Source organism: Pseudomonas sp. S2_A02 (assembly GCF_054668495.1).
In genome coordinates this window covers 6,228,945-6,250,859 of sequence record NZ_CP162776.1, presented here as the reverse complement: position 1 = coordinate 6,250,859, position 21,915 = coordinate 6,228,945, and the positions used below count along the sequence as shown (strand labels likewise).

Below are 21,915 nucleotides of genomic sequence, written 5' to 3'. Positions count from 1 at the left end.
GGTTTGCCTCGATGCTCACTGCACCAGCGGTGAGTCGGCGCCCTGCAAGTGGATGCCGCGAATATCCGCTGCACCGATCAGGGTTTGCAGGTATTGCACCAGGGCTTTTTGCCAGACGCCTTGCTGCAACTGCGTGCGGATCGCCGTCGACACCACTTCATAGGGCAACGGCATGCCTTCGATCCGCTGGTCGACACTGACCACATGCCAGCCGTAGCGACTTTCCAGCGGTTTGCTGGCCAGGCCCGGCGCCAGAGTGAACAGCTGACGTTCCAGTTCGGGCACGGTCTGGCCCTTGCTGATTTGCCCCAGGGAACCACCCTGAGCCTTCGACGGACAGGCCGAATATTTCACGGCCAGCTCGGCGAAACTGCCAGGGAAATCCTCCAGACGTTGCAGCAGAACTTTCGCCTGATCATGCGCAACGGCGCGCGCCTCTACATCATCCGGCGCACACTCGAGCAGGATGTGCCGAACCGCCAGCAACGGTGCGCTGTGAAAGCGCCCACGATTATTTTCGTAGTAGCGCAGACTGGTTTCCTCGTCGCACTGCGGCACGTGCACCTCGCGTTCGAGCAACAAGCGCGTGGCCGCTTCTTCTTCGTTTTCCCCCGCGCCGATCTCCAGCGACACGCCGAGTTCGACAATGCGCTGCTGCAACAGCTCGCGGATCACCAGCGCCCGGGCGGCCAGATAGACCGCCTCTTCGCGGCTTTCGGCCGGGTGATATTGCAGCTCCTGGGCCATCGCTTCCGGGGTGATCGACACCTCATTGACGCTGATGATCGGCCACTCCTGTTCGCTGCTGGCGATCAACTGCGCCGGAGCATCACCGGCAGCCGCCGGCTCAGTCGGGAGTGCTTCAAACTGCGCCTCTGCGACCGGCGCGATGTCGAGAACGTCCTCGGCTTTTTGGAAGATCCGCAGCCACCGCTGCCGCCGTTACCACCACCACATCCACATCCACCTGACATGATTGTCTCCTCAGTACTTCTGACGAACGATTTGATAACGACGCCCCAGGTACCAGATCGGTGCGCTGATCATGTGTACGAGACGGGTGAAGGGGAACAGCACAAACAGGGTCAAACCGAGAAACACGTGCAACTTGTAGGTCAGCCCGACCGGTGCGATGGACGCCGCCGCTTCCATCGGCCGCAACAGCACGGTGTTCTGCGCCCAGTTGGCGAGCATCACCATCACCGAGCCATCCATATGCGCGGTGGATGCCGCAATCGTTAGCAGACCGAGCAGTAACTGCGCCAGCAACACCAGCAGAATCAGAATGTCCGAAGGGCTGGAGGTGGCACGGACCCGAGGATCGGTGAGCCGCCGATTGACCAGCATCAGCAAGCCGATCAAGCACAGCAGGCCAAAGAATCCGCCGGAGACCATCGCCAGCAACTGCTTGTTCTCAGTGCTGATCACGTGGTGATAGACCGACGCAGGCGTCAGCAGCCCGACGAAGTGCCCGGCCAGCACGAACAGCACACCGACATGGAACAAGTTGCTCGCCACGCGCATCCCGCGCTGATTGAGCATCTGGCTCGAACCTGCCTTCCAGCTGTATTGCGACAGATCGAAGCGTGCCCAACTGCCAATCAGGCAAATGGCCAAAGCGACATAGGGATAGATCCCGAACAACAACAGGTTCCATTTAGACATTGCCTACCTCCTTGGCTGGCGCGGCGGCCAACCCTTCATGCTGAAAATCCACCCAGTGCAACGGCACCGCGCTTTCTTCCCGAGCCTTGCCCGGTGCGCTTGGCAGTCCACTGCAACGGTCCTGCTGTTCGGCCTGGAGGAAGTCCACGGCCTCCTCTTCCCAAATCTTGTCGAGGGCTTCGAGGGAGTCGTCGCGCGGTTCCGCCGCCACCTGCGCTCGCAGGTCGGCCACCGCCTGATGCGGTTCGGCCCCGGCAATTTGCAGCAACGCCCGGAAGCAGCTGGCATAGGCGCTTTCGCGCTCTTCCAGACGTGCCGCGAGCAAGGCCAGCAAGTGCGAAACATCCGCCAGGCCCTCGCGGGCCTCGATGTCTTCGCGGGTAGACAGGAACTCCAGGTACAGCGGGATGTAATCGGGCAGCTCTTTGACGCCGATGGCAAAACCGGCTTCTTCGTATTGCGCCATCATGTCGACCATCGCCTGACCACGGTCGCGGGACTCGCCGTGCACATGCTCGAACAGCAGCAGCGACAGCGAACGCCCTCGGCCGAACAGCGCACCGTAGTGCTCCTGCCCGTCCATCAGGTCATTGGCGCAGATCAGCTCGAGCAATTCGAACAACGCGCCGCGTTGCTTGGGGCTGATTTCCCGGGACTGGATAATCGCCTGCTCCAGTTCGTCGCGACCGCCAATCAGCGTCTCGGTCGGGTAATCGAGCAGCAGCGAAATCACTTTGAGAATTTGCATGCTCATTCCTCCCACAACTGGACGGTTTTCAGGATGTCGCGGCGGTTGGCTTTCTTCGCACCAAACATGTTGGTGTCGGAACTGCCGCTGCAGCCGCTGCCGAAACTGAAGCCGCAACCGGAGCGCTCGGCAAAGGCGTCACTCATGGCGTCTTCACGGTGCGCGCTCGGTACCACGAAGCGGTCTTCATAGTTGGCAATCGCCAGGTAGCGATACATCTCCTCGACCTGGGCCACACTCAAGCCGACATCCTTGAGCACTTGCAGGTCCTGAACGCCATCGACTTGCTCGGAACGTTTGTAGGCGCGCATCGCCAGCAAGCGTTTAAGCGCACGCTTGACCGGTTTTTCATCACCGGCGGTCAGCAGATTCGCCAGGTACTTGAGTGGAATACGCAGGCTGTCGACGTCCGGGATCACCCCGTTCATGCCGACGGTTCCGGCAGTGGCGGCGTTCTGGATCGGCGACAGCGGCGGTACGTACCAGACCATCGGCAAGGTGCGGTATTCCGGGTGCAGCGGCAGTGCGAGTTTCCAGTCCACGGCCATTTTGTAGACCGGCGAGCGCTGGGCGGAATCGATCACCGACTGCGGTACGCCATCGGCCAGGGCCTGACGAATCACCGCCGGGTCATTCGGATCGAGGAAAATCTCCAGTTGTTTCTCGTACAGGTCCTGCTCGTTGGCGGTGCTCGCCACTTCGCTGATGCGATCGGCGTCATACAGCAGCACACCGAGGTAACGGATGCGCCCGACGCAGGTTTCCGCGCAAACGGTCGGCATCCCGGCTTCGATCCGCGGGTAGCAGAAGATGCACTTCTCGGACTTGCCACTCTTCCAGTTGAAGTAGATTTTCTTGTACGGGCAGCCGCTAATGCACATCCGCCAGCCACGACATTTTTCCTGGTCGATCAGGACAATCCCGTCTTCTTCACGCTTGTAGATCGCCCCGCTCGGGCACGACGCGGCGCACGTCGGGTTGAGGCAGTGTTCGCACAGGCGCGGCAAATACATCATGAAAGTGTTTTCGTATTCGCCGTAAATGTCCGCCTGGATCTTGTCGAAGTTCTTGTCCTTGCGACGCTTGGCGAATTCGGTGCCGAGGATCTCTTCCCAGTTCGGGCCCCATTCGATTTTTTCCATGCGCTTGCCGGAAATCAGCGAGCGCGGACGTGCAGTCGGCTGATGCTCGCCCAGCGGCGCGGTGTGCAGGTGCTGGTAATCGAAGTCGAACGGTTCGTAGTAATCGTCGAGGCTCGGCAGATCCGGGTTGGCGAAAATGTTCGCCAACACGCGGAATTTACCGCCGATGCGCGGGTTGATCGTGCCGTTGGCATTGCGGATCCAGCCGCCCTTCCACTTGTCCTGGTTTTCCCATTCTTTCGGGTAGCCGATCCCGGGTTTCGATTCAACGTTGTTGAACCAGGCGTATTCCATGCCTTCGCGGCTGGTCCAGACGTTTTTGCAGGTGATGGAACAGGTGTGGCAACCGATGCATTTGTCCAGGTTCAGAACCATGCCGATTTGTGAGCGAATCTTCATCTCAGTTCTCCTCGATATCGGTCGGCAGTGGACGCGGCAGGTCATCGCCACTTGAACCATCGAGCCAGTCGACTTTGGACATTTTGCGCACCACGACGAATTCATCGCGGTTGCAACCGACCGTGCCGTAATAGTTGAAACCGTAGGCCTGCTGGGCATAGCCGCCGATCATGTGGGTCGGCTTGAGCACGACGCGGGTGACCGAGTTGTGGTGGCCGCCACGGGTCTTGGTGGTTTCCGAACCTGGCACGTTCACGATCCGTTCCTGTGCGTGATACATCATCACCATGCCGTCCTTGACGCGCTGGCTGACCACCGCACGGGCGGTCAGTGCACCGTTGACGTTGAAGCATTCGATCCAGTCGTTGTCCTCGATGCCGGCGCTTTTCGCGTCGTTCTCCGAGAGCCAGACAATTGGCCCGCCACGGCTGAGGGTCAGCATCAGCAGGTTGTCGCTGTAGGTGCTGTGGATGCCCCATTTCTGGTGCGGAGTGATCCAGTTCAGGACGATTTCCTTGTGGCCGTTGCTGCGCTTGCCTTTCACCCCTTCGATGGTGCGGGTGTTGACCGGCGGGCGATAACTCATCAGTTGCTCGCCGAACGCCTGCATCCACGGGTGATCCTGGTAGAACTGCTGGCGACCGGTGATGGTGCGCCATGGGATCCCTTCGTGAACGTTGGTGTAGCCGGCGTTGTAGCTGACGTGATCGTCTTCGAGACCCGACCAGGTCGGGCTGGAAATGATCTTGCGCGGCTGTGCCTGAATGTCGCGGAAACGAATCGCCTCGTGGGCCTTGGACAGCGCCAGGTGGCTGTGGTCGATGCCGGTGAATTCCGACAGCGCGGCCCAGGCCTTGACGGCAACATGGCCGTTGGTTTCCGGCGCCAGGGACAGAATCACTTCGGCGGCATCGATTGCCGTGTCGATTTTCGGACGGCCGTGGCTGATACCGGCATTGCCTTCTTTGTGATTGAGTTCACCGAGGAATTTCACTTCGGTTTCGGTGTTCCAGTTAATGCCCTTGCCACCGTTGCCGTGTTTTTCCAGCAATGGCCCGAGGGACGAGAACTGTTTGTAGATGTTCGGGTAGTCACGCTCCACCACGTGCAGGTTGGGTGCGTTTTTACCCGGTTCCGGGGCCACGCCAGCACTTTTCCAGTCGGTGCCGCCAAACGGTTGGGCCAGTTCGCCAACGCTATCGTGCATCAGCGGGATGGTCACCAGGTCCTTCTCAACGCCCAGATGCCCTTCGGCCATGCTGGAAAACGCCTTGGCGATGCCTTTGTAGATTTCCCAGTCGGAACGCGATTCCCACGCCGGGTCGATGGCGGCCGACAACGGGTGAATGAACGGGTGCATGTCCGAGGTGTTCATGTCGTCTTTTTCGTACCAGGTTGCGGTCGGCAAGACGATGTCGGAATAGACGCAGGTCGACGACATGCGGAAGTCCAGCGTGGTGACCAGATCGAGCTTGCCGATAGCGCCCTCGTCCACCCATTCGGCTTCTTCGGGTTTGCAATCGCCGACCTGGCCGATGTCTTCGTTCATCACTCCGTTCTTGGTGCCGAGCAGGTACTTGAGCATGTACTCGTGGCCCTTGCCCGAGGAGCCCAGCAGATTGGAACGCCAGATGAACATGTTGCGCGGGAAGTTGACCGGGCTGTCCGGCTGTTCGCAGGAGAAGCGCAGCGAACCGTCCTGCAGCGACTTGACCACGTAGTCTTTCGGGTCCATGCCGGCCGCAGCCGCATCACGGCAAATGTGCAAAGGGTTAGTGTTGAGTTGCGGTGCGCTGGGCAACCAACCGGCGCGTTCGGCGCGGATGTTGTAGTCCAGGGCATGCTCGGGAAACTGTGATTTATCGGCCAGTGGCGAGAGCACGTCGTGCATGCTCATCTTCTCGTGGCGCCATTGCGAACTGTGGGCGTAGAAGAAACTGGTGCCGTTCATTTGGCGAGGCGGACGGTTCCAGTCCAGGCCGAATGCCAGAGGCAGCCAGCCGCATTGCGGACGCAGTTTTTCCTGACCGACATAGTGCGCCCAACCGCCACCGGTCTGGCCGACACACCCGCAGAGCATGAGCATGTTGATCAGCCCGCGGTAGTTCATGTCCATGTGGTACCAGTGGTTCATCGCCGCGCCGACGATGATCATCGAGCGACCCTTGGTCTTGTCGGCGTTGTCGGCGAACTCACGGGCAATCTGGATCGCTTTCTCACGGCTGACGCCGGTGATCTGCTCCTGCCAGGCCGGGGTGCCCGGCACCGAGGCGTCGTTGTAATCCTTGGCCACGTTATCGCCGCCGAGGCCGCGGTCGATGGCCAGGTTGGCAGCCGACAGGTCGAATACGGTGGCGACTTTGGCTACGCTGCCGTCCGCCAGGACCACGTTATGCACCGGCACGCGGCGGTATTGCACGGCATCGCCGGCCACGTGCTGGAAGTGCTCGTGGGATTCGCCGGCAAAATACGGGAACGCTACTTCGGCAACGTCATCGCCGATCAGGCTCAGCTTCAGATCGATCTCACGGCCTTCGCCGCCTTCACGCGGCAGGATGTTCCACTTGCCCTTCTCACCCCAGCGATAACCGATGGAGCCTTGAGGGGAAACCAGTTCGCCGCTGACATCCAGCGCGATGGTTTTCCATTCCGGGTTGTTTTCCTGGCCGAGGTTGTCGGTCAGGTCACTTGCACGCAGGAAGCGATCCGGCTGGTAACCGGCGCCCGGTGCCTTGTCGACCATTTGCTTGAGCAGCACCAGCACCGGCAAATCGGTGAAGCGCTTGGCGTAGTCGGTGAAATAGGCGCTCGGTTTGTCCAGGTGGAATTCTTTGAAGATCACATGGTTGAACGCCTGCGCCAGCGCCGCGTCGGTGCCCTGCTTAGGGTTCAGCCACAGGTCGGTGAGCTTGGCGACTTCCGAGTAGTCCGGGGTGATCGCCACAGTCTTGGTGCCCTTGTAGCGGACTTCGGTAAAGAAGTGCGCATCCGGGGTCCGGGTCTGCGGAACGTTGGAGCCCCAGGCAATGATGTAGTTGGAGTTGTACCAGTCGGCCGATTCCGGCACGTCGGTCTGCTCGCCCCAGACCATCGGCGAGGCCGGTGGCAAGTCGCAGTACCAGTCGTAGAAACTCAGGCACGCGCCACCGATCAGCGACAGGTAACGCGCACCTGCTGCGTAGCTGACCATCGACATGGCCGGAATCGGCGAGAAGCCGACGATCCGGTCGGGGCCGTACTGCTTGATGGTGTAGACGTTGGCCGCGGCGATGATCTCGTTGACTTCCTCCCAGTTGGAACGAATGAAGCCACCCATGCCACGCTTGCTTTTATAGGAGTCGGCCTTGGCCTTGTCCTCGACGATGCTGGCCCAGGCTTCCACCGGCGCCATGGTCTGCCGCGCATCGCGCCAGAGCTTGAGCAACGGCTTGCGGATTTTCGGGTACTTGAGCCGGTTGGCGCTGTAGATATACCAGCTGTAACTGGCACCACGCGGGCAGCCACGGGGCTCATGGTTAGGCAGATCGTTGCGGGTACGCGGGTAGTCGGTCTGCTGGGTTTCCCAGGTGATCAGGCCGTTCTTGACGTAGATTTTCCACGAGCAGGAGCCGGTGCAGTTCACCCCATGGGTGGACCGTACGATCTTGTCGTACTGCCAGCGAGAACGGTAGACGTTCTCCCAGTCGCGCGACTCTTTTCGGGTCTCTCCATGACCGTCGGAAAACTCGTTTTGCTTACGGTTGAAAAACCGCAATTGATCCAGTAAATGACTCACGGTGTAGTCCTCTCAGGCTTTGTCGCGGAGTCTGTGCCCCGCCCACGCAATGGTTGAATTCGGGTCGTATCAGCAGGGTGTCGCGGCGCCTTTGCGCGCGTACCACCACCAGGTCACCACGATGCAGCTCAGGTAAAAGCCGACGAACATGTAGAAGGCCATCTCCGGGCCGCCGGTCAGGGCCATCGAAGAGCCGAAGGATTTGGGAATGAAGAACGCACCGAAGGCGCCCATGGCCGAACTGAAGCCCAGGACCGCAGCTGATTCCTTGCCGGCATCCTTGAGCGCCTGTTCGCGCACTGCCGGTGGTTTTCCGGCCGCGGCTTTTTCATGTTGGGTGCGGAAGATCACCGGAATCATCCGGAAGGTGGAGCCGTTGCCGACGCCAGTGGTGATGAACAGCAACATGAACAGGCCGAGGAAGCCGTAGAAGTTGCCGCCGGTACCGTTCTGCGGCAGGAAGTGCATGACGCCGAAGACCATCGCGATCATCGCCACGAAGTTCCACAAGGTCACTTTCGCGCCACCGAGCTTGTCGGCCAGCCAGCCGCCCAATGGACGTACCAGCGCACCGACCAACGGGCCGAGGAAGGCAAACTTCAAGGCAATCACATCAGGGAAGGAGGTTTTGATCAGCAGCGGAAACGCGGCGGAAAAACCGATGAACGAACCGAAGGTCGCCAGGTACAACCAGCACATCAGCCAGTTGTGTTTGCGCTTGAAGATCACCGCCTGTTCGCTGAAGGAAGCGCGGGCGCTGGACAGGTCATTCATGCCGAACCAGGCCAGCACGGTCACCAGGACAATAAACGGCACCCAGATGAAACCGGCGTTCTGCAACCACAACTGACCACCGTCCGGCAGTGCTTGCGGCGAGCCGCCCATGAAGCCGAACACACCGAAGGTAATCACCAGCGGTACACAGAACTGCATCACCGAGACGCCCAGGTTACCCAGCCCGGCGTTGAGGCCAAGGGCCGTGCCCTGCTGCGACTTGGGATAGAAGAAGCTGATGTTGGACATGCTCGAGGCAAAGTTGCCGCCACCAAAACCGCAGAGCAAGGCAATCAACACGAACACGCTGTAGGAGGTGCTCGGGTCCTGCACGGCGAAGCCCATCCAGATCGATGGCAACAGCAGCGACGCGGTGCTCAGGGCGGTCCAGCGACGGCCACCGAAGATCGGCACCATAAAGGAATAGAAGACGCGCAAGGTTGCACCGGACAACCCCGGCAACGCCGCCAGCCAGAACAGCTGGTCAGTGGTGAAGGTGAAGCCGATGGCGTTCAAACGCACGATCACCGTGCTCCAGACCATCCACACCGCGAAGGCCAACAACAGCGCAGGAATGGAAATCCACAGGTTGCGAGTGGCGGTCTGTTTGCCGCTACTTCCCCAGAACGCGGGGTCCTCGGGGCGCCAGTCATGAATGACCGGGCCTTTGTCAGGCTTTTGCAGAACGGACATGTTCTTCTCCTAGGGCAATACTGGAAATCGGGGACGGGGTCAGCAGCGGCGCTTTACCCAGCACCGGGCTTTTGCGTATTTCGCTGAAGTACATCCAGGTGAGGGAGACCCAGACCACGCCGTACATCAACATGAAGCAGGAAGAGCGCACGCCGGTGAGGTCCACCAGGGCGCCAAACAGGATCGGCAGCACAAAACCACCCAGGCCACCGGCGAGGCCGACGATGCCGGACACCGCACCCATGTTTTTCGGGTAGTCATTGGCGATGTACTTGAAGACCGAGGCCTTGCCGAACGCGAAGGCGATGCCCATGACGAACAGCAGCACGGTGAACAGCGCGGGATTGAGGCCGATGTGGAAATCCAGCGGGCCGTTGATGGTCTGCACTTGCAGTTGAGTTTGGGGATACGAGAGCAGGAACAGGCAGATCCAGCTGACCCACAACACCCACCAGGTCACGCTTTGCGCGCCCCAGCGATCCGACATCCAGCCGCCGACGGCGCGCAGCACGCCACCGGGCAGGGAAAAACAGGCCGCCAGCAGCGCCGCGCTTTGCAGGCTGAAACCGTATTCCTGCACGTAGTACTTGGTCATCCACAGTGCCAGGGCGACGTAGCCGCCGAAGACGATCGAGTAGTACTGGCAGTAGCGCCACACCGCAGGGTCTTTCAGCGAGCGCAGTTGTTCACGCAAGCTGGCGCCGGTGGCACTGCGGTGATCCTTGTTTTCGGCACTGAGGAACCAGAACAGCAGCGCGGTAATGAAGAGGATCGCGCTAAAGACTTTCGGCACCAGTTGCCAGCTGCCGACAGCAATCAGTGCCGGGGCGAGAAACTTGGTCACCGCAGCCCCGGCGTTACCGGCGCCGAAGATGCCCATGGCGAAGCCTTGATTCTCCTTGTCGAACCATTTGGCGACGTAAGCAATCCCGACCGAAAACGAGCCGCCGGCCAGGCCGACGAACAAGCCCAGCACCAAAAACTGCCAATAGGCGGTGGCGTGGCTGATCAGGTACAGCGGTGCGACGCAAGACAGCATCAGCAGGAAGAACACGCTGCGCCCGCCGAAGCGGTCGGTCAGCAAACCCAGCGGTAAACGCACCAACGAGCCGGTCAGCACCGGGGTCGCGGCCAGCAGGCCGAACTGGGTTTCGTTGAGCTGGAGCAGTTCCTTGATCGGCACCCCGAGCACGGCAAACATCATCCAGACCATGAAGCACACAGTGAAGGCCAGCGTGCTCATGCCCAGCACCAAGCCTTGTCGTACACGCGGTTGGTTCACAATGCTCTCCAGTCAGTTAGCCATGCCGGCAGACTAGAGAGGCCAACCCCGCAAAAACTTGATCCATGTCAACGAAGCCCTAGGGGGCATAGGCCTATGCTTGTGCGGTCTACCTCTAAGGAGGTAGTTCGAGACAACCTTAAAACCCTTTATTTATCAGCTTGTTAAGGGTTTTAACCGATGCTTTTGCTGACAAGGAACCGTCGGCAACTCTTTAGAGGTAGCGCGCCCGGGATCGGCGGCAAAAACCCACTTTGGTGCTGCACATGCTCTGCTTTCCTTATTTCTTCCGGGACCTGCGCTGATGATGCGCTGGTTGCGCAGCTCCCTGCCCGCTCGCGCCGGGCTGGCGGTAATCCTGATCGCCGTGCTGGCGCTCGCCAGTTCGTTGAGCGCCGGGCTGATCGCCTGGTTCAGCCAGGGTGATGCCGCCGCCATCAACACCGCAGGCTCGGTGCGCATGGAGACCTATCACCTGAGCTGGAAACTCGCCGCGGGTGCAACGCCCTCAGAAATCACCGCCATCACCGACAGCCTGCAAACCCGTCTCACCAGTCAGTCACTCAAGGCCGTGCTGGAAGATGGCCCGACCGCCGCCCTGCAAGTCAGCTATGGGCAAATCCAGCAACAATGGAACGAGAATTTACGCCCGGCACTTGAGCGCGACGATGCTGCGGCCTTTCAGGTCCAGGCCCACTCCTTCGTTGAGCAACTGAACCAATTCGTCAATCTGTTGCAGCGCCAGAGCGAACAAAAGCAAGGCTGGCAACAGGCGATCCAGGGCATGGCCCTGTTCACCACCATGATCGTCCTGCTGATCGGGTTATATGAGTTGCAGTACGGCGTCGTCACCCCTTTGAAAGAGTTGGTGGATGCAACCCAGCGCTTTCGTCGCGGCGACTTCAAGGTGCGGGTCAACCATCAATCCCAGGACGAACTGGGTCAGTTGGCCATGAGCTTCAATAGCATGGCCGAGACCATCGAAGAGTCGCATCGCACTCTGGAAAGTCAGGTCCTGCAAAAAACCCTGAACCTGCAACAAGCCAATGCCGCCCTGGAGCTCCTGTATCAAACCAGCCGAAGCCTGGCCACACGCCTGGCCAATGCCGAAGGCCTGGATGAATTGATTCGACGCTTCCAGCAACGCCTGCCCGGCTTGCGCCTGTCGCTGTGTCTGCAAGGCCAACTGCAGGCACCGGCCCAGCAGTTGCTCGCCCTGCATGGCGCGAGCATCCGGGAAGTCTGCGCCAGTAGCGACTGTGCAACCTGCGAGCGGCACCCTAAAACTAACCCGCAAATCTTCAGCATCAGCAACCAGGGCAGTGAACTGGGTGAACTCAAGGCGCACTTTGTCGACAGTCATCCTATGCAAGCCTGGGAAACCCAGCTGATCCAGGCCCTGGCCAATCTGATCGGCACCTCGCTCACGCTCAAGCGCCAACGGGAACAGGATCATCGCCTGCTGCTGCTCGAAGAACGCACGATCATCGCTCGCGAGCTGCATGATTCACTGGCCCAGGCCCTGTCCTACATGAAGCTGCAAGTCAGCCGAATGCAGACCCTGATGCGCCGGGGCGAACCGACCCAGACCCTGGAAAACGTCACCGCCGAATTGCGCGAGGGACTGAACAATGCCTACCGCCAGTTACGCGAGTTGCTGACCACGTTTCGCTTGCAGATTCACGACGCGGGACTGGTGCAGGAACTCAAGGACACCGCCGAAGAGTTCTCCCGGCGCGGCGAGTTTCAGATGCATCTGCACGTCGACACGCTGGCCTTTCAGCTATCGGCCAGTGAACAGATCCACATTCTGCAGATCACCCGCGAGGCGCTCTCCAACTGCCTGCGCCACGCCCATGCGCAAAACGCCTGGCTACAACTGCGCCAAGACGGCGAGACGGTCAGATTGTCGATCGAAGACGACGGTCGCGGCTTCAGCGGCAACGTCGACCAACGCGAACACCACGGCCTGAACATCATGGATGAGCGGGCTCGCAGCTTGCACGGCCAGCTGCAGATCATTTCCAGGGAACCCCAAGGCACCCGTGTCCAACTGGAATTCCACCCGGAATTTCTCGGACAGCAAACAGAAGGCAGCACCCCATGAACCCGTCCCCACAACACAGAATCCTGCTGGTAGACGACCATCCGATGATGCGTCACGGCATTCGCCAGATGCTCGAACTCGAAGATGATTTCCTGATCGTCGGCGAAGCCAGCCAGGGTGAAGAAGCACTCGGCCTGATTGAGCCGCTTCGACCGGATCTGGTCTTGCTCGACAACAACATGCCGCAAATGAATGGCATCGAAACCCTGCGCCGACTACGGGCCATGCACTACACCGGCAAAGTGCTGCTGTTTACCGTGTCGGACGCCGAAGACGATATTCGCGATGCGCTGCGTCTGGACGCCGACGGCTATCTGCTCAAGGACATGGAACCGGAACTGTTGATCCAGTACATCCGCGATGCCTTGAACGGCGCCTTGGTGATCAGCCCGGGGCTGACCCAAGTGATGGCGCAGGCGCTACGTTCTCCGCCACGCCAGGCCGTGGTGGAATTGACCGAGCGTGAACGTCAGGTGTTGAAAACCATCGCCAGCGGCTTCAGCAACAAGGTCATCGGGCACAAGCTGGGCATCACCGAAGGAACGGTCAAGGTCCACGTGAAAAACCTGCTGCACAAACTCGGCTTGCGCTCGCGGGTAGAGGCGGCGGTGTGGGCCATGGAGCATCTGCGCAGTGCGGGCTGACAGGCATTCCTCTTTGGAGGTAGGCCTGCAGAGGCATAGGTCATTTGGCCTGCGCTCTCTACTATGACGGTCAGCGGAGGTACGCCATGCTGACCCACCCTTCCATCGTTTTAACGTTACGCCGTCATCATCTGTTCAGCCAACTCCCGGAGAAAATCTTCGAGGAAGTCTGCAGCCTGGCCATGCTCAAACGCCTGAGTTGTCACAGTACGCTCATGCATCAAGGGGATCCGGCCAGGCGTTTTTTCCTGCTGGTCAGCGGCCAGGTCAAGTTGTACCGGCTCACCGGCGAAGGCCAGGAAAACCTGGTGGAGATCATCCAGCCCGGCCAGACCTTTGCCGAAGCCCTGCTGTTCAGCCAGGCCCGGCTCTACCCGGTGAGCGCCACCGCACTGAAGGACAGCGTGCTGGTGAGTATCGAGGGCAACCATTACCGCAATGCCCTGGAGGACCAGCCGAAAGTCTGTCTGGCGATTCTCGCGAGCATGAGCGTTCACCTGCACCTGCGTCTGCGTGACATCGATACCTTGACCATGGCCAGTGCGAGCCGTCGGGTGATCAATTTTCTGTTCCAGGAACGCCATCCGGTTACCGGCCAGATTGTCTTGCAGGTGTCCAAACGCCTGGTGGCGTCGAAGCTGGGGATTCAGCCGGAAACCTTCTCGCGGATTTTGCATCGCCTGGTGGAGTGCGGCCTGATCGCCATGGAGCGTCGCCATATCAGCATCCTCGCTGAAGAGGAGCTGGCGGCTTTTCAATAGTCGGAATTGACCATCATCAAGGCGCAATGCCACGCACCTTGCACACTGGCAGAGCCCATCCACGGAGAGTGCAAATGCCCCGTTCAACCCTGCCTTTGGTTTACTCCTGCTCAGGCTGTTCCAACGTTGCTCAACTGGCCAATTCCCTGGCGGTGCGACTGGACCGCAGCGGCCTGGCTGAAATGTCCTGCATCGTCGGTGTTGGCGGGCATGTGGCGGCGTTGGTCAACAAGGCACGCTCGGGGCGCCGGATCTTCGCGCTGGATGGCTGCCCGTTGCAATGTGTTGAAAACTGCCTCAAGCAGCATGGGCTGCATGCTGATGTGCATCTGATTCTGAGTCAGTATGGGCTGCGCAAACGCTATGGCGAGGACTGCACGCAGGCGCAGAGTGATGAGTTGTTTGAAGGGATCAGCCAGTTGATTGCCAGTGATGCTCGCCAGCATGTAAGCCGCCGGGAAACGATGGCCTGAAGAACAACAAAAACCCTGTGGAGGCGAGTACCGCAACAGCAAAAGCGAGGCGGCCTACCGGCCGGCCTGCTTCCTCGACACCTGCGCGTACACCTGATCATTCCCACGCTCCGCGTCACCCGTGCGCAGGACTCAAGTCTTGCGTCGCGAGCGGAACGCGGAGCGTGCCCGGCGGCATTCCCACGCAGAGCGTGGGAACGATCAGTGTGGGAACGACTCCTGTTGCTTTGGCTCTGGCTGTTGATCTGGCTTTGGCTTTGGCTTTTGATCTTGATCTTGACCTGCCCCATCGGAAGGCCGAGCGCAGGTTCTGCGCAGTGGGCACCGCGGCAAGGATGCCGCGGTAGCCGCCCCCGGCCATGGATGGCCGATGGCGGCGGGCCCACGGAGCAGGACCGGAGTGAGGGTATGGCGAGCCTAGGCGAGCCATCGTACGTCAGGGGCGAAAAGCGTTTGGTTACTTGGCGCTTTTCCAAGTGACCCGCCGTAAGGGCGGAACCATTAGCAGCCGTTACCGCAGAAATGGATATGTACGGGAGCCGCGAGCCAGCGCCCACAGTTGAACCACGCCGATTACCCCGCCGCCAATCCCTTCCCCGCCCGCTCCAGATTGCGCCACAACCAAACAGGCAACACATCAGGATCCAGACTGTCGATCAGATTCTTCAACGCCAACCCCAACTCCGTATCCCCCTCAATCACCAAACGCCGGCGGAAAAACAATGTATCCGGATCTTCCTGACGACTCGCCAGCAATAAAAACTCCCGCCAATTACCACTGATCGTCACATGCGCCATGGCATGCTCGGCAATCCGCAACCCTTTACCACTGAGCGTCAGATACCAGGACAACCCCAAATCCGGAATCCGCAAACACAACCAACGCCCACGCAACACCTCGAACTCACCATCGCGCAACGGCCCGGCAAGACAACGATTCAGCGCCTGTTGCAACCCCAGACGCTGCACGGCAAAAGGCACCCGGCGCACCAACGGCAACAACCGGTCAGCACCTTTCAACAGCCATTTTTTCCGATTCAACACAGGCCGACCTCCTCGACGCGCAGCATGCCGGCCTGGCCATGCCAATAACCATTGCACCCTTCGACGAACAGCGGCGGTGTCTCGCCCAGACGAACCCGTTGATACGCCTCGACCACTTCGGCCATGCCCTGGGCACGAGGACTCAAGCGCAACAGATCGGCACCGCAGGCCACCAGCCCGGAGTAATCGGCCAACAGATTGGTCACCTCGGCCGACATCGTTTGAATACCGTTGATGGTGAACAGCGCCTGCCCTTCCTGACTGGTCAGTGGCAGGCCGTCGGGGTAGTTGATGCAGCAAAACTGGCAGTCATCCTTGGGCCGGTTTTCCGCCCGAGCCGTAAAGCAGCGGGCAGAATAGGCCAACGGCAAATGCCCATAGGCAAATATTTCAACTTCCGGCACTGCATGGCCCAGTTCGCGTACCTGTTCGATCACATCACCAATCAGCGCCGCCGAACATTCCACGGGCGGCACCCAGCGAGTCATGCCGCTGTCGAGCAATTGCGCCAATGAGTGACCGTTGTACAAATTGAGAGCCGGGCCACCCACGAATGGCAACTTGCGCTCGGCCAAAAACTGCACCGCGCCCATGTCGTTGGCTTCCACCAGCAATTGGCCGTTGTCGCACAGCCGGCGCAGGCTAGAGAGTTCGGACGCCGCTTCGATCAGCGTCAGGCTGGAAAGCACCAGTTGTGCCTGGCTGCATTCCTGCAACTCACGGCCCAACCCCAGCCATTGATCCAACGAAAAAGCCCGACGTTTCGAGCACACGGTTTCCCCCAGGTAAATCACATCCAGGGGCAAGGTCGACATCTCGGCGTAAAAGTTGCTGAGTTGCTCTTTGTCCCAATAAAACAGGACCGGTCCCAGGCTGAGTTTCATGTCGAATCCCTCATTGCCATGATCGATGGTAAGCACCCAGAGTGGTCTGGCTGCCTTCGGACAAACCGGCCAGCACCTGACGCCATTCCTCCTTGACCCGAAAACTGCCTGGTGCGCCACGATGGGCGTCCAGTGCCGCGCGCCAGACACGGGTGACTTGTTCGACATAGGCCGGGCTGCGTTGACGACCCTCGATTTTCACCGCTTCGACGCCGATGGCCGTCAGTTCCGGCAGTAAGTCCAGGGTGTCGAGGCTGGTGGGTTCTTCCAGCGCATGAAAGCGTTTGCCGCCGACCAGGAAACGGCCTTTGCACAGGGTCGGGTAACCGGCGGGTTCGTCAGGTGTGTAACGGTCGATCAGCACTTCACTGAGCCGTGCGCTCAAGCCTTCAGCGTCTTCGCTCCAGCGCACCGCTTTGGCCGGCGAACAGACGCCACAGAGGTTCGGCGACTCGCCGGTGATGTAGGAAGACAGATGGCAACGCCCTTCGGCCATGATGCACAAGCTGCCGAAGCCAAACACTTCGATGGGCACCGGGCTGCTCGCGGCGACCTGGCGCACTTGCGCCAACGACAACACTCGCGGCAGCACCGCGCGTCGAATGCCATAGCGCTGCGCATAAAATTCCAGCGCCGCAGCATGGGTCGCCGAGCCCTGGACCGACAGGTGCAAGGCCAGTTGCGGGTGACGCTGGCTGGCGTAGTTGAGCACCCCGGGGTCGGCGGCGATCAGCGCATCGACGCCGAAATCGGCGGCGCGATCGACCGCCCGCTGCCAACGTTCCCAGCCCTTGGGTTGCGGGTACGTGTTGACCGCGACGTAGAGTTTGCGTTGATGTTGGCGGATGTGAGCGACGGCGGCGTCGAACTGTTTGTCGTCCATGTTCAGCCCCGCGAAATGCCGGGCGTTGGTGTCATCGCGAAAGCCGACATAAACGGCATCGGCGCCTTGGCGCACCGCCGCTTTAAGCGCAGGCAGGTTCCCTGCCGGGCAGACCAGTTGCATGGGTAATCCTCATGAAAAAACGCATCCGGGCCATCGCCTGATGCCCATGACGCGAAGGTCCGGGGCGATCAAAAAAGGCGCTGCCAGTCTAGCCAGACCGGCAGGCACGGCCTTGACGGCAATCAATTGCCATCAATGCATCAGGTCGGCGAAGGACAGGAACATCACCTTGTCGTGCTTGAGCACTTGCTGCTCGCACTCGATCACCGCCAGCCCATCGGCCCAGCACGCGGCGGTCAACATCGCCGAGCTTTGCTGAGGGTGCAGTTCCACGCTCAACTGGCCGTCGGCGCCGGGCGTCAATCGGGCCCGCAGGTACTGCCGACGCTTGTTACGCTGCAGCCAGTCGAACCCGGCTGGCACGGCCAACGGCACCGGCAGTACGTCAGTCACGCCTTGGGCCCTGAGCAGGAACGGACGCACCACCACCAACGCGGTGATCAGCGCCGCCGACGGATTTCCCGGCATGCCGATCCACGGTTTACCGGCCACTTCGCCAAACGCCAGTGGCTTGCCCGGCTGGATGGCCAGCCGCCAGAAATCGACGTTGCCCAGTTCCTCGATCGCCTGTTTGAGGTGATCTTCCTCGCCCACCGACACGCCACCGGAACTCAACAGCAAGTCGCATTCCGAAGACGCCAGACTCAAGGCATGCCGGCTGGCAGCCAGCTCATCGACCATGACGCCATAGTCATGCACCTCAACGCCCCAGCCGCGCAACAACGCGGCAAGGCAATACCGATTGCTGTTGTAAATCTGCCCCGGCGCCAACGAATCGCCCGGCTCACGCAGTTCATTGCCGCTGCTGAGCAGGCACACCTGCAGCGGCCGATAGACCTCGACCCGCGCGATCCCGGCGCCGGCCAGCAACCCCAGTTCTTGTGCGCGCAGACGTTTGCCGGCCTTGAGCAATAGATCCCCGCGACGAACTTCCTCGCCCTCCTTGCGCACGTGATCGCCCACGGACACCGACGGGAACCAGACGCGCTCGCCCTCGACCCGACAGCGCTCTTGCGGCACTACGGTATCGGCGCCCGGTGGCAATGGCGCGCCGGTAAAGATCTGCACCGCGTGCTGCGCGAGCAAGGGCGAGCTCGCTTGATCTCCCGCCGCAATGCGCCCGCCAATCGACAAAGAGCCTCCCGCCTGAGGCAAGTCAGCCGCCCTGAGGGCATAGCCGTCCATGGCACTGTTGTCCCAGGCCGGCAGGCTCACCGGGGAATGAATGTCCGCCGCCAGCACCCTCCCTATGGCTTGATCCAGACGAACCATTTGCGCCAGGGGTGGCGGCGGTGCCTGGTCCAGCAGACGGCTGATGGCCTCGTCCACCGGCATCAGGTTGCCCATGTCGCACACCCGCCCGGTCATGAGCGTGTCCCGCAGGCGTCGATGACCCGCTGCGCTTGCGGTTTCAAATGCGGGGCGAAATTGCACGGGCCGGTGCGACTGTCCAATTGTTCGAGCAGGATTTTGTTCCAGGCCGTCCGGCAGGCACCCGGCGAGCCTGGAACGCAGCACACCAGCACGCCGTTACTCATGCCGGCCAATGCCCGGGACTGCAGGCTGGACATGCCGATCTCCTCCAGAGACACCTGGCGGAACAGTTCGCCGAAGCCTTCCACATGTTTGTCCAGCAATGGCAAGACTGCTTGCGGTGTGTTGTCGCGAGCGGTGAAACCGGTGCCGCCGGTCATCAAAACCACTTGCACCGTGGGGTCGGCGATCCACCGGGAAACGGTGGCGCGGATCTGATAAATGTCGTCCTTGACCAGATCGCGATCGATCAACACATGCCCGGCCGTTTGCAGCAAATCCGTCAGGGTCTGTCCCGAAGTGTCGGTGTCAAAAGTGCGCGTATCGCTGATGGTCAGTACAGCAATGTTCAGGGGTTCAAACGTGCGTTGCGCCAGATGGGCCATATCCAGGTCTTCCCGTAGATGAGGGTATGGCCCAAAGCCTGAACCGGAATAGCGAGCGAGCCTATTCCTCCAAGGAGGTACCTCGTCGGGGACATAGAGAGAATGTGCCGGGCACACAAAACCTGTGGGAGCGGGCTTGCTCGCGAATGCGGTGTGTCAGACAACATTGATGTCGACTGACACACCGCATTCGCGAGCAAGCCCGCTCCCACATTGTCCTCCATCGCTACAGGTTCTGCGCAATGGGGCTTAAGGCGCCAACCGGCTGCGTTTCCACAGACCATCACGCAACCGGTAATCGAGTCGATCATGCAAGCGGTCAGCCCGCCCCTGCCAAAACTCCAGACGTTCAGGGCGCAGGCAGTAGCCGCCCCAGTGCTCGGGGCGCGACACAGTCTGGCCAACGAAGCGCTTGATGGTTTCAGCCAGCATGGATTCCAGCGCTGCACGACTGGCCAGCGGGCGGCTCTGCGGTGAAGCCCAGGCACCCAGGCGACTGGCCATGGAACGGGAATCGAAGTACGCATCCGACAACGCCGGATCGAGCCTCGACACCTGCCCTTCGATACGCACCTGACGCTCCAGTCCCGGCCAGAAAAACGTCATTGCGGCGTAGGGATTGGCGGCCAGTTGCTGCCCCTTGTCGCTCTGGTAATTGCCGAAAAAAGTGAAACCTTCATCGCTCAACCCCTTGAGCAGCAGAACCCGGCAGTGCGGCCGCCCTTCAGGGTCGACCGTCGCCAGCACCATGCTATTGGCCTCGACAGGTGCGCACTCGGTGTCGCGGGCTTGTTGCAGCCACTGCCGGAACATCGCCAGCGGATCGTCCAGCGCCGCCTCATCTTGCAGGCCATTGAGGGTGTAATTACGGCGCATCTGAGCCAGGGAAAGCGGCATGACGGTGATCTCCGAAAGGTTTTACGCAGTGTGCGAGGCACTGCGCAAAGCCACCTTGACCGCCATCAACACTGTCGCCTACTTGAGACGCAGACGCCGCGCCAGTTTGTGCAGGTTGCTGGGGTCGACTTCCAGAATCCGCGCGGCGCTGGCCCAGTTTTCCCCGGACAGGCTCAGGGCCTGGAGGATTTTCTTGCGCTGGTAATCGTCGACGGCTTCGCCCAAGGGCTGGAACGGCAGATCTGCCGTCACGTCCGGGGATGGCTCGACCACCGCCCCCGATGCCGCCATCGCGCTGTCGAGATCGAGAATTTCAGGCTCCAGCGTCATGATCAACGCGCGACTCGTCCCGCGACTGAGCTGCTTCAACGCCGCTCGGCTGATTACATGTTCCAGTTCGCGCACATTGCCCGGCCAGGTATAAAGCAGCAGCGCGCGTTCGGCCGCCGGCGACAGGCGCAAACCACGCAGGCCGAGCCGCGCCCGATTGAGCTCAAGGAAATGCCCGGCCAGCATCAACACATCGTTACCGCGCTCGCGCAGGGGCGGAATCGGCACCGGATACACCGAGAGCCGGTGATACAGATCGGCGCGAAACAAGCCGTCGCGGATGCTGTCCGGCAGGTGTCGGTTGGTGGCGGCGATGATCCGCACATCGACGTGCAGCGGCTTGTCGGCACCGAGGCGCTGGATCTCGCCGTTCTGCAGAGTGCGCAGTAACTTCGCTTGCACGGCCAATGGCAACTCCCCGACTTCATCGAGAAACAGCGTGCCTCCGTTGGCGGCATCGAAGCGTCCGGCACGGTCACTGGTGGCGCCGGAAAAGGCGCCTTTGACATGCCCGAACAACTCACTCTCTGCCAGCGACTCCGGCAAAGCGGCGCAGTTAACGTGTATCAGCGGTTTGTGATGGCGCCTTGAAAGGCGATGCAAGCGCCGGGCGAACAGCTCTTTGCCGACGCCGGTCTCGCCCAACAGCAATACCGGCAGATCGGAGTCGGCCAGTACATCCAGCTCATTGAGCAACTGATGCAACACCTCACTCTGCCCGAGGATCTCGCCCTCCTCGACCGGCATTCGCAAGTCCTGGGGATCGCTGCGGGACAGACGCAAGCTGCGGTTTTCCTGCTCGAGCCGCGTGACCCGCACGGCGGCTTCGATCTGCAAGGTGCAGCGCTTGAGCTCTTCCCGCGCCCGGCTGTCGAAGGTCCCGGCGTGCAGCGCATCGAGGGTGATCGCGCCCCAGATCCGTCCCTCGACATACAGGCTCACGCCCATGCAGTCATGCACCGGCAGCGGTTCGCCGACGTGGTTGTCGAGCAAGCCGTCGTAGGGGTCCGGCAAGCGACTGTCGGGTTCGAACCAGGTCGGCTCGCGCGACGCCATGATAGCCGCCAGCCGAGGATGCTGGGCGATGACGAACCGGCGCCCCAACGCTTCATGGACCAGCCCCACCGTCGCAACGGGCCTGAGGCTGTCGTCATCCAGACGCAACAAGCCCACGGCACCACTGTTGAAGTATTCGCGCAGGGTCTGGACCAATCGTTGCAATCGTACGGCATTGGGCAACTCGACGATCAGGTCGGCTGCCAGGCTTTCTCGCAGCATGGTAGTAAACACCCTCTATGGTTGGATTCACCCTAAAGCGTCAGGGTGACTATCACCACAACTAAAAAATAATCGATGCTTTTCAATCACTTAA

18 protein-coding genes are annotated in these 21,915 nt (G+C 60.7%); 4 read left to right on the top strand and 14 right to left on the bottom strand.

The window, feature by feature from the left end; genetic code table 11:
- Nucleotides 1-15: 15 nt before the first annotated feature.
- From AB4O41_RS28600 to AB4O41_RS28570, 7 genes are all read right to left on the bottom strand, one after another.
- On the bottom strand, nucleotides 16-891 hold the full coding sequence (locus AB4O41_RS28600; protein WP_460148451.1) for a peptidylprolyl isomerase: 876 nt from the start codon (nucleotides 889-891) through the stop codon (nucleotides 16-18).
- 93 nt (nucleotides 892-984) lie between these two features.
- The gene (gene narI, locus AB4O41_RS28595) at nucleotides 985-1,665 is read right to left on the bottom strand and encodes a respiratory nitrate reductase subunit gamma (RefSeq protein WP_367375201.1); all 681 of its coding nucleotides are present in this window, start codon (nucleotides 1,663-1,665) and stop codon (nucleotides 985-987) included.
- Nucleotides 1,658-2,413: a nitrate reductase molybdenum cofactor assembly chaperone gene (gene narJ / locus AB4O41_RS28590; protein ID WP_038982853.1), complete on the bottom strand. Its 756-nt coding sequence runs from the start codon at nucleotides 2,411-2,413 to the stop codon at nucleotides 1,658-1,660. Before narJ ends, narI begins: the two co-directional genes overlap by 8 nt.
- Nucleotides 2,414-2,415: 2 nt before the next feature.
- Nucleotides 2,416-3,954, bottom strand: a complete 1,539-nt coding sequence (gene narH, locus AB4O41_RS28585; RefSeq protein WP_038982852.1) for a nitrate reductase subunit beta — start codon at nucleotides 3,952-3,954, stop codon at nucleotides 2,416-2,418.
- Nucleotide 3,955: 1 nt separating this feature from the next.
- Nucleotides 3,956-7,729 (bottom strand): nitrate reductase subunit alpha, encoded by a 3,774-nt coding sequence (locus tag AB4O41_RS28580; RefSeq protein WP_460145606.1) that lies wholly within the window; start codon nucleotides 7,727-7,729, stop codon nucleotides 3,956-3,958.
- Nucleotides 7,730-7,798: 69 nt separating this feature from the next.
- Nucleotides 7,799-9,196 carry a NarK family nitrate/nitrite MFS transporter gene (locus AB4O41_RS28575; protein WP_460145605.1) on the bottom strand — a complete coding sequence of 466 codons (1,398 nt, stop codon included), beginning with the start codon at nucleotides 9,194-9,196 and terminating at the stop codon, nucleotides 7,799-7,801.
- Nucleotides 9,174-10,478, bottom strand: coding sequence for an MFS transporter (locus tag AB4O41_RS28570; RefSeq protein ID WP_460145604.1), 1,305 nt, complete (start codon nucleotides 10,476-10,478; stop codon nucleotides 9,174-9,176). Before AB4O41_RS28570 ends, AB4O41_RS28575 begins: the two co-directional genes overlap by 23 nt.
- 304 nt (nucleotides 10,479-10,782) lie before the next feature.
- Here AB4O41_RS28570 and AB4O41_RS28565 point away from each other — a divergent pair, with 304 nt between their 5' ends.
- From AB4O41_RS28565 to AB4O41_RS28550, 4 genes are all read left to right on the top strand, one after another.
- Nucleotides 10,783-12,585, top strand: coding sequence for a HAMP domain-containing protein (locus AB4O41_RS28565; RefSeq protein WP_460145603.1), 1,803 nt, complete (start codon nucleotides 10,783-10,785; stop codon nucleotides 12,583-12,585).
- Nucleotides 12,582-13,229 (top strand): two-component system response regulator NarL, encoded by a 648-nt coding sequence (gene narL / locus AB4O41_RS28560; RefSeq protein WP_048392499.1) that lies wholly within the window; start codon nucleotides 12,582-12,584, stop codon nucleotides 13,227-13,229. The genes AB4O41_RS28565 and narL overlap by 4 nt, the downstream gene beginning before the upstream one ends.
- Before the next feature lie 86 nt (nucleotides 13,230-13,315).
- Nucleotides 13,316-13,990 carry a Crp/Fnr family transcriptional regulator gene (locus AB4O41_RS28555; RefSeq protein WP_367375195.1) on the top strand — a complete coding sequence of 225 codons (675 nt, stop codon included), beginning with the start codon at nucleotides 13,316-13,318 and terminating at the stop codon, nucleotides 13,988-13,990.
- Between the two features lie 74 nt (nucleotides 13,991-14,064).
- A complete protein-coding gene (locus AB4O41_RS28550; RefSeq protein ID WP_460145602.1) occupies nucleotides 14,065-14,463 on the top strand; it encodes a putative zinc-binding protein in 399 nt (132 codons plus the stop codon).
- Nucleotides 14,464-15,036: 573 nt separating this feature from the next.
- On the opposite strand, the gene ubiT is transcribed toward AB4O41_RS28550, so the two are convergent.
- From ubiT to norR, 7 genes are all read right to left on the bottom strand, one after another.
- Nucleotides 15,037-15,507, bottom strand: coding sequence for a ubiquinone anaerobic biosynthesis accessory factor UbiT (gene ubiT / locus AB4O41_RS28545; protein ID WP_460145601.1), 471 nt, complete (start codon nucleotides 15,505-15,507; stop codon nucleotides 15,037-15,039).
- Entirely contained in the window at nucleotides 15,501-16,391 is an 891-nt protein-coding gene (locus AB4O41_RS28540) for a U32 family peptidase (RefSeq protein ID WP_460145600.1), read from the bottom strand. The genes ubiT and AB4O41_RS28540 overlap by 7 nt, the downstream gene beginning before the upstream one ends.
- A gap of 10 nt (nucleotides 16,392-16,401) precedes the next feature.
- Complete coding sequence (gene ubiU / locus AB4O41_RS28535; protein WP_052964423.1) at nucleotides 16,402-17,397, bottom strand: ubiquinone anaerobic biosynthesis protein UbiU; 996 nt, start codon at nucleotides 17,395-17,397, stop codon at nucleotides 16,402-16,404.
- 132 nt (nucleotides 17,398-17,529) lie between these two features.
- Nucleotides 17,530-18,765, bottom strand: a complete 1,236-nt coding sequence (locus tag AB4O41_RS28530) for a molybdopterin molybdotransferase MoeA (RefSeq protein WP_460145599.1) — start codon at nucleotides 18,763-18,765, stop codon at nucleotides 17,530-17,532.
- A complete protein-coding gene (gene moaB, locus AB4O41_RS28525; protein WP_008075064.1) occupies nucleotides 18,762-19,316 on the bottom strand; it encodes a molybdenum cofactor biosynthesis protein B in 555 nt (184 codons plus the stop codon). Before moaB ends, AB4O41_RS28530 begins: the two co-directional genes overlap by 4 nt.
- Nucleotides 19,317-19,565: 249 nt before the next feature.
- Nucleotides 19,566-20,213: a pyridoxamine 5'-phosphate oxidase gene (gene pdxH, locus AB4O41_RS28520; protein WP_460145598.1), complete on the bottom strand. Its 648-nt coding sequence runs from the start codon at nucleotides 20,211-20,213 to the stop codon at nucleotides 19,566-19,568.
- A 78-nt stretch (nucleotides 20,214-20,291) separates the two neighbouring features.
- Entirely contained in the window at nucleotides 20,292-21,821 is a 1,530-nt protein-coding gene (gene norR, locus AB4O41_RS28515; RefSeq protein ID WP_038982827.1) for a nitric oxide reductase transcriptional regulator NorR, read from the bottom strand.
- Between the last annotated feature and the right edge of the window lie 94 nt (nucleotides 21,822-21,915).

Excerpts from the sequence above, each read along its gene's own strand:
- pdxH (WP_460145598.1), bottom strand. The coding sequence starts at position 20,213 with ATGCCGCTTTCCCTGGCTCAGATGCGCCGTAATTACACCCTCAATGGC.
- moaB (WP_008075064.1), bottom strand. The coding sequence starts at position 19,316 with ATGGCCCATCTGGCGCAACGCACGTTTGAACCCCTGAACATTGCTGTA.
- AB4O41_RS28565 (WP_460145603.1), top strand. The coding sequence starts at position 10,783 with ATGATGCGCTGGTTGCGCAGCTCCCTGCCCGCTCGCGCCGGGCTGGCG.
- narL (WP_048392499.1), top strand. The coding sequence starts at position 12,582 with ATGAACCCGTCCCCACAACACAGAATCCTGCTGGTAGACGACCATCCG.
- ubiU (WP_052964423.1), bottom strand. The coding sequence starts at position 17,397 with ATGCAACTGGTCTGCCCGGCAGGGAACCTGCCTGCGCTTAAAGCGGCG.
- norR (WP_038982827.1), bottom strand. The coding sequence starts at position 21,821 with ATGCTGCGAGAAAGCCTGGCAGCCGACCTGATCGTCGAGTTGCCCAAT.
- AB4O41_RS28555 (WP_367375195.1), top strand. The coding sequence starts at position 13,316 with ATGCTGACCCACCCTTCCATCGTTTTAACGTTACGCCGTCATCATCTG.
- AB4O41_RS28530 (WP_460145599.1), bottom strand. The coding sequence starts at position 18,765 with ATGACCGGGCGGGTGTGCGACATGGGCAACCTGATGCCGGTGGACGAG.
- AB4O41_RS28575 (WP_460145605.1), bottom strand. The coding sequence starts at position 9,196 with ATGTCCGTTCTGCAAAAGCCTGACAAAGGCCCGGTCATTCATGACTGG.
- AB4O41_RS28540 (WP_460145600.1), bottom strand. The coding sequence starts at position 16,391 with ATGAAACTCAGCCTGGGACCGGTCCTGTTTTATTGGGACAAAGAGCAA.
- narH (WP_038982852.1), bottom strand. The coding sequence starts at position 3,954 with ATGAAGATTCGCTCACAAATCGGCATGGTTCTGAACCTGGACAAATGC.
- narI (WP_367375201.1), bottom strand. The coding sequence starts at position 1,665 with ATGTCTAAATGGAACCTGTTGTTGTTCGGGATCTATCCCTATGTCGCT.
- narJ (WP_038982853.1), bottom strand. The coding sequence starts at position 2,413 with ATGCAAATTCTCAAAGTGATTTCGCTGCTGCTCGATTACCCGACCGAG.
- AB4O41_RS28550 (WP_460145602.1), top strand. The coding sequence starts at position 14,065 with ATGCCCCGTTCAACCCTGCCTTTGGTTTACTCCTGCTCAGGCTGTTCC.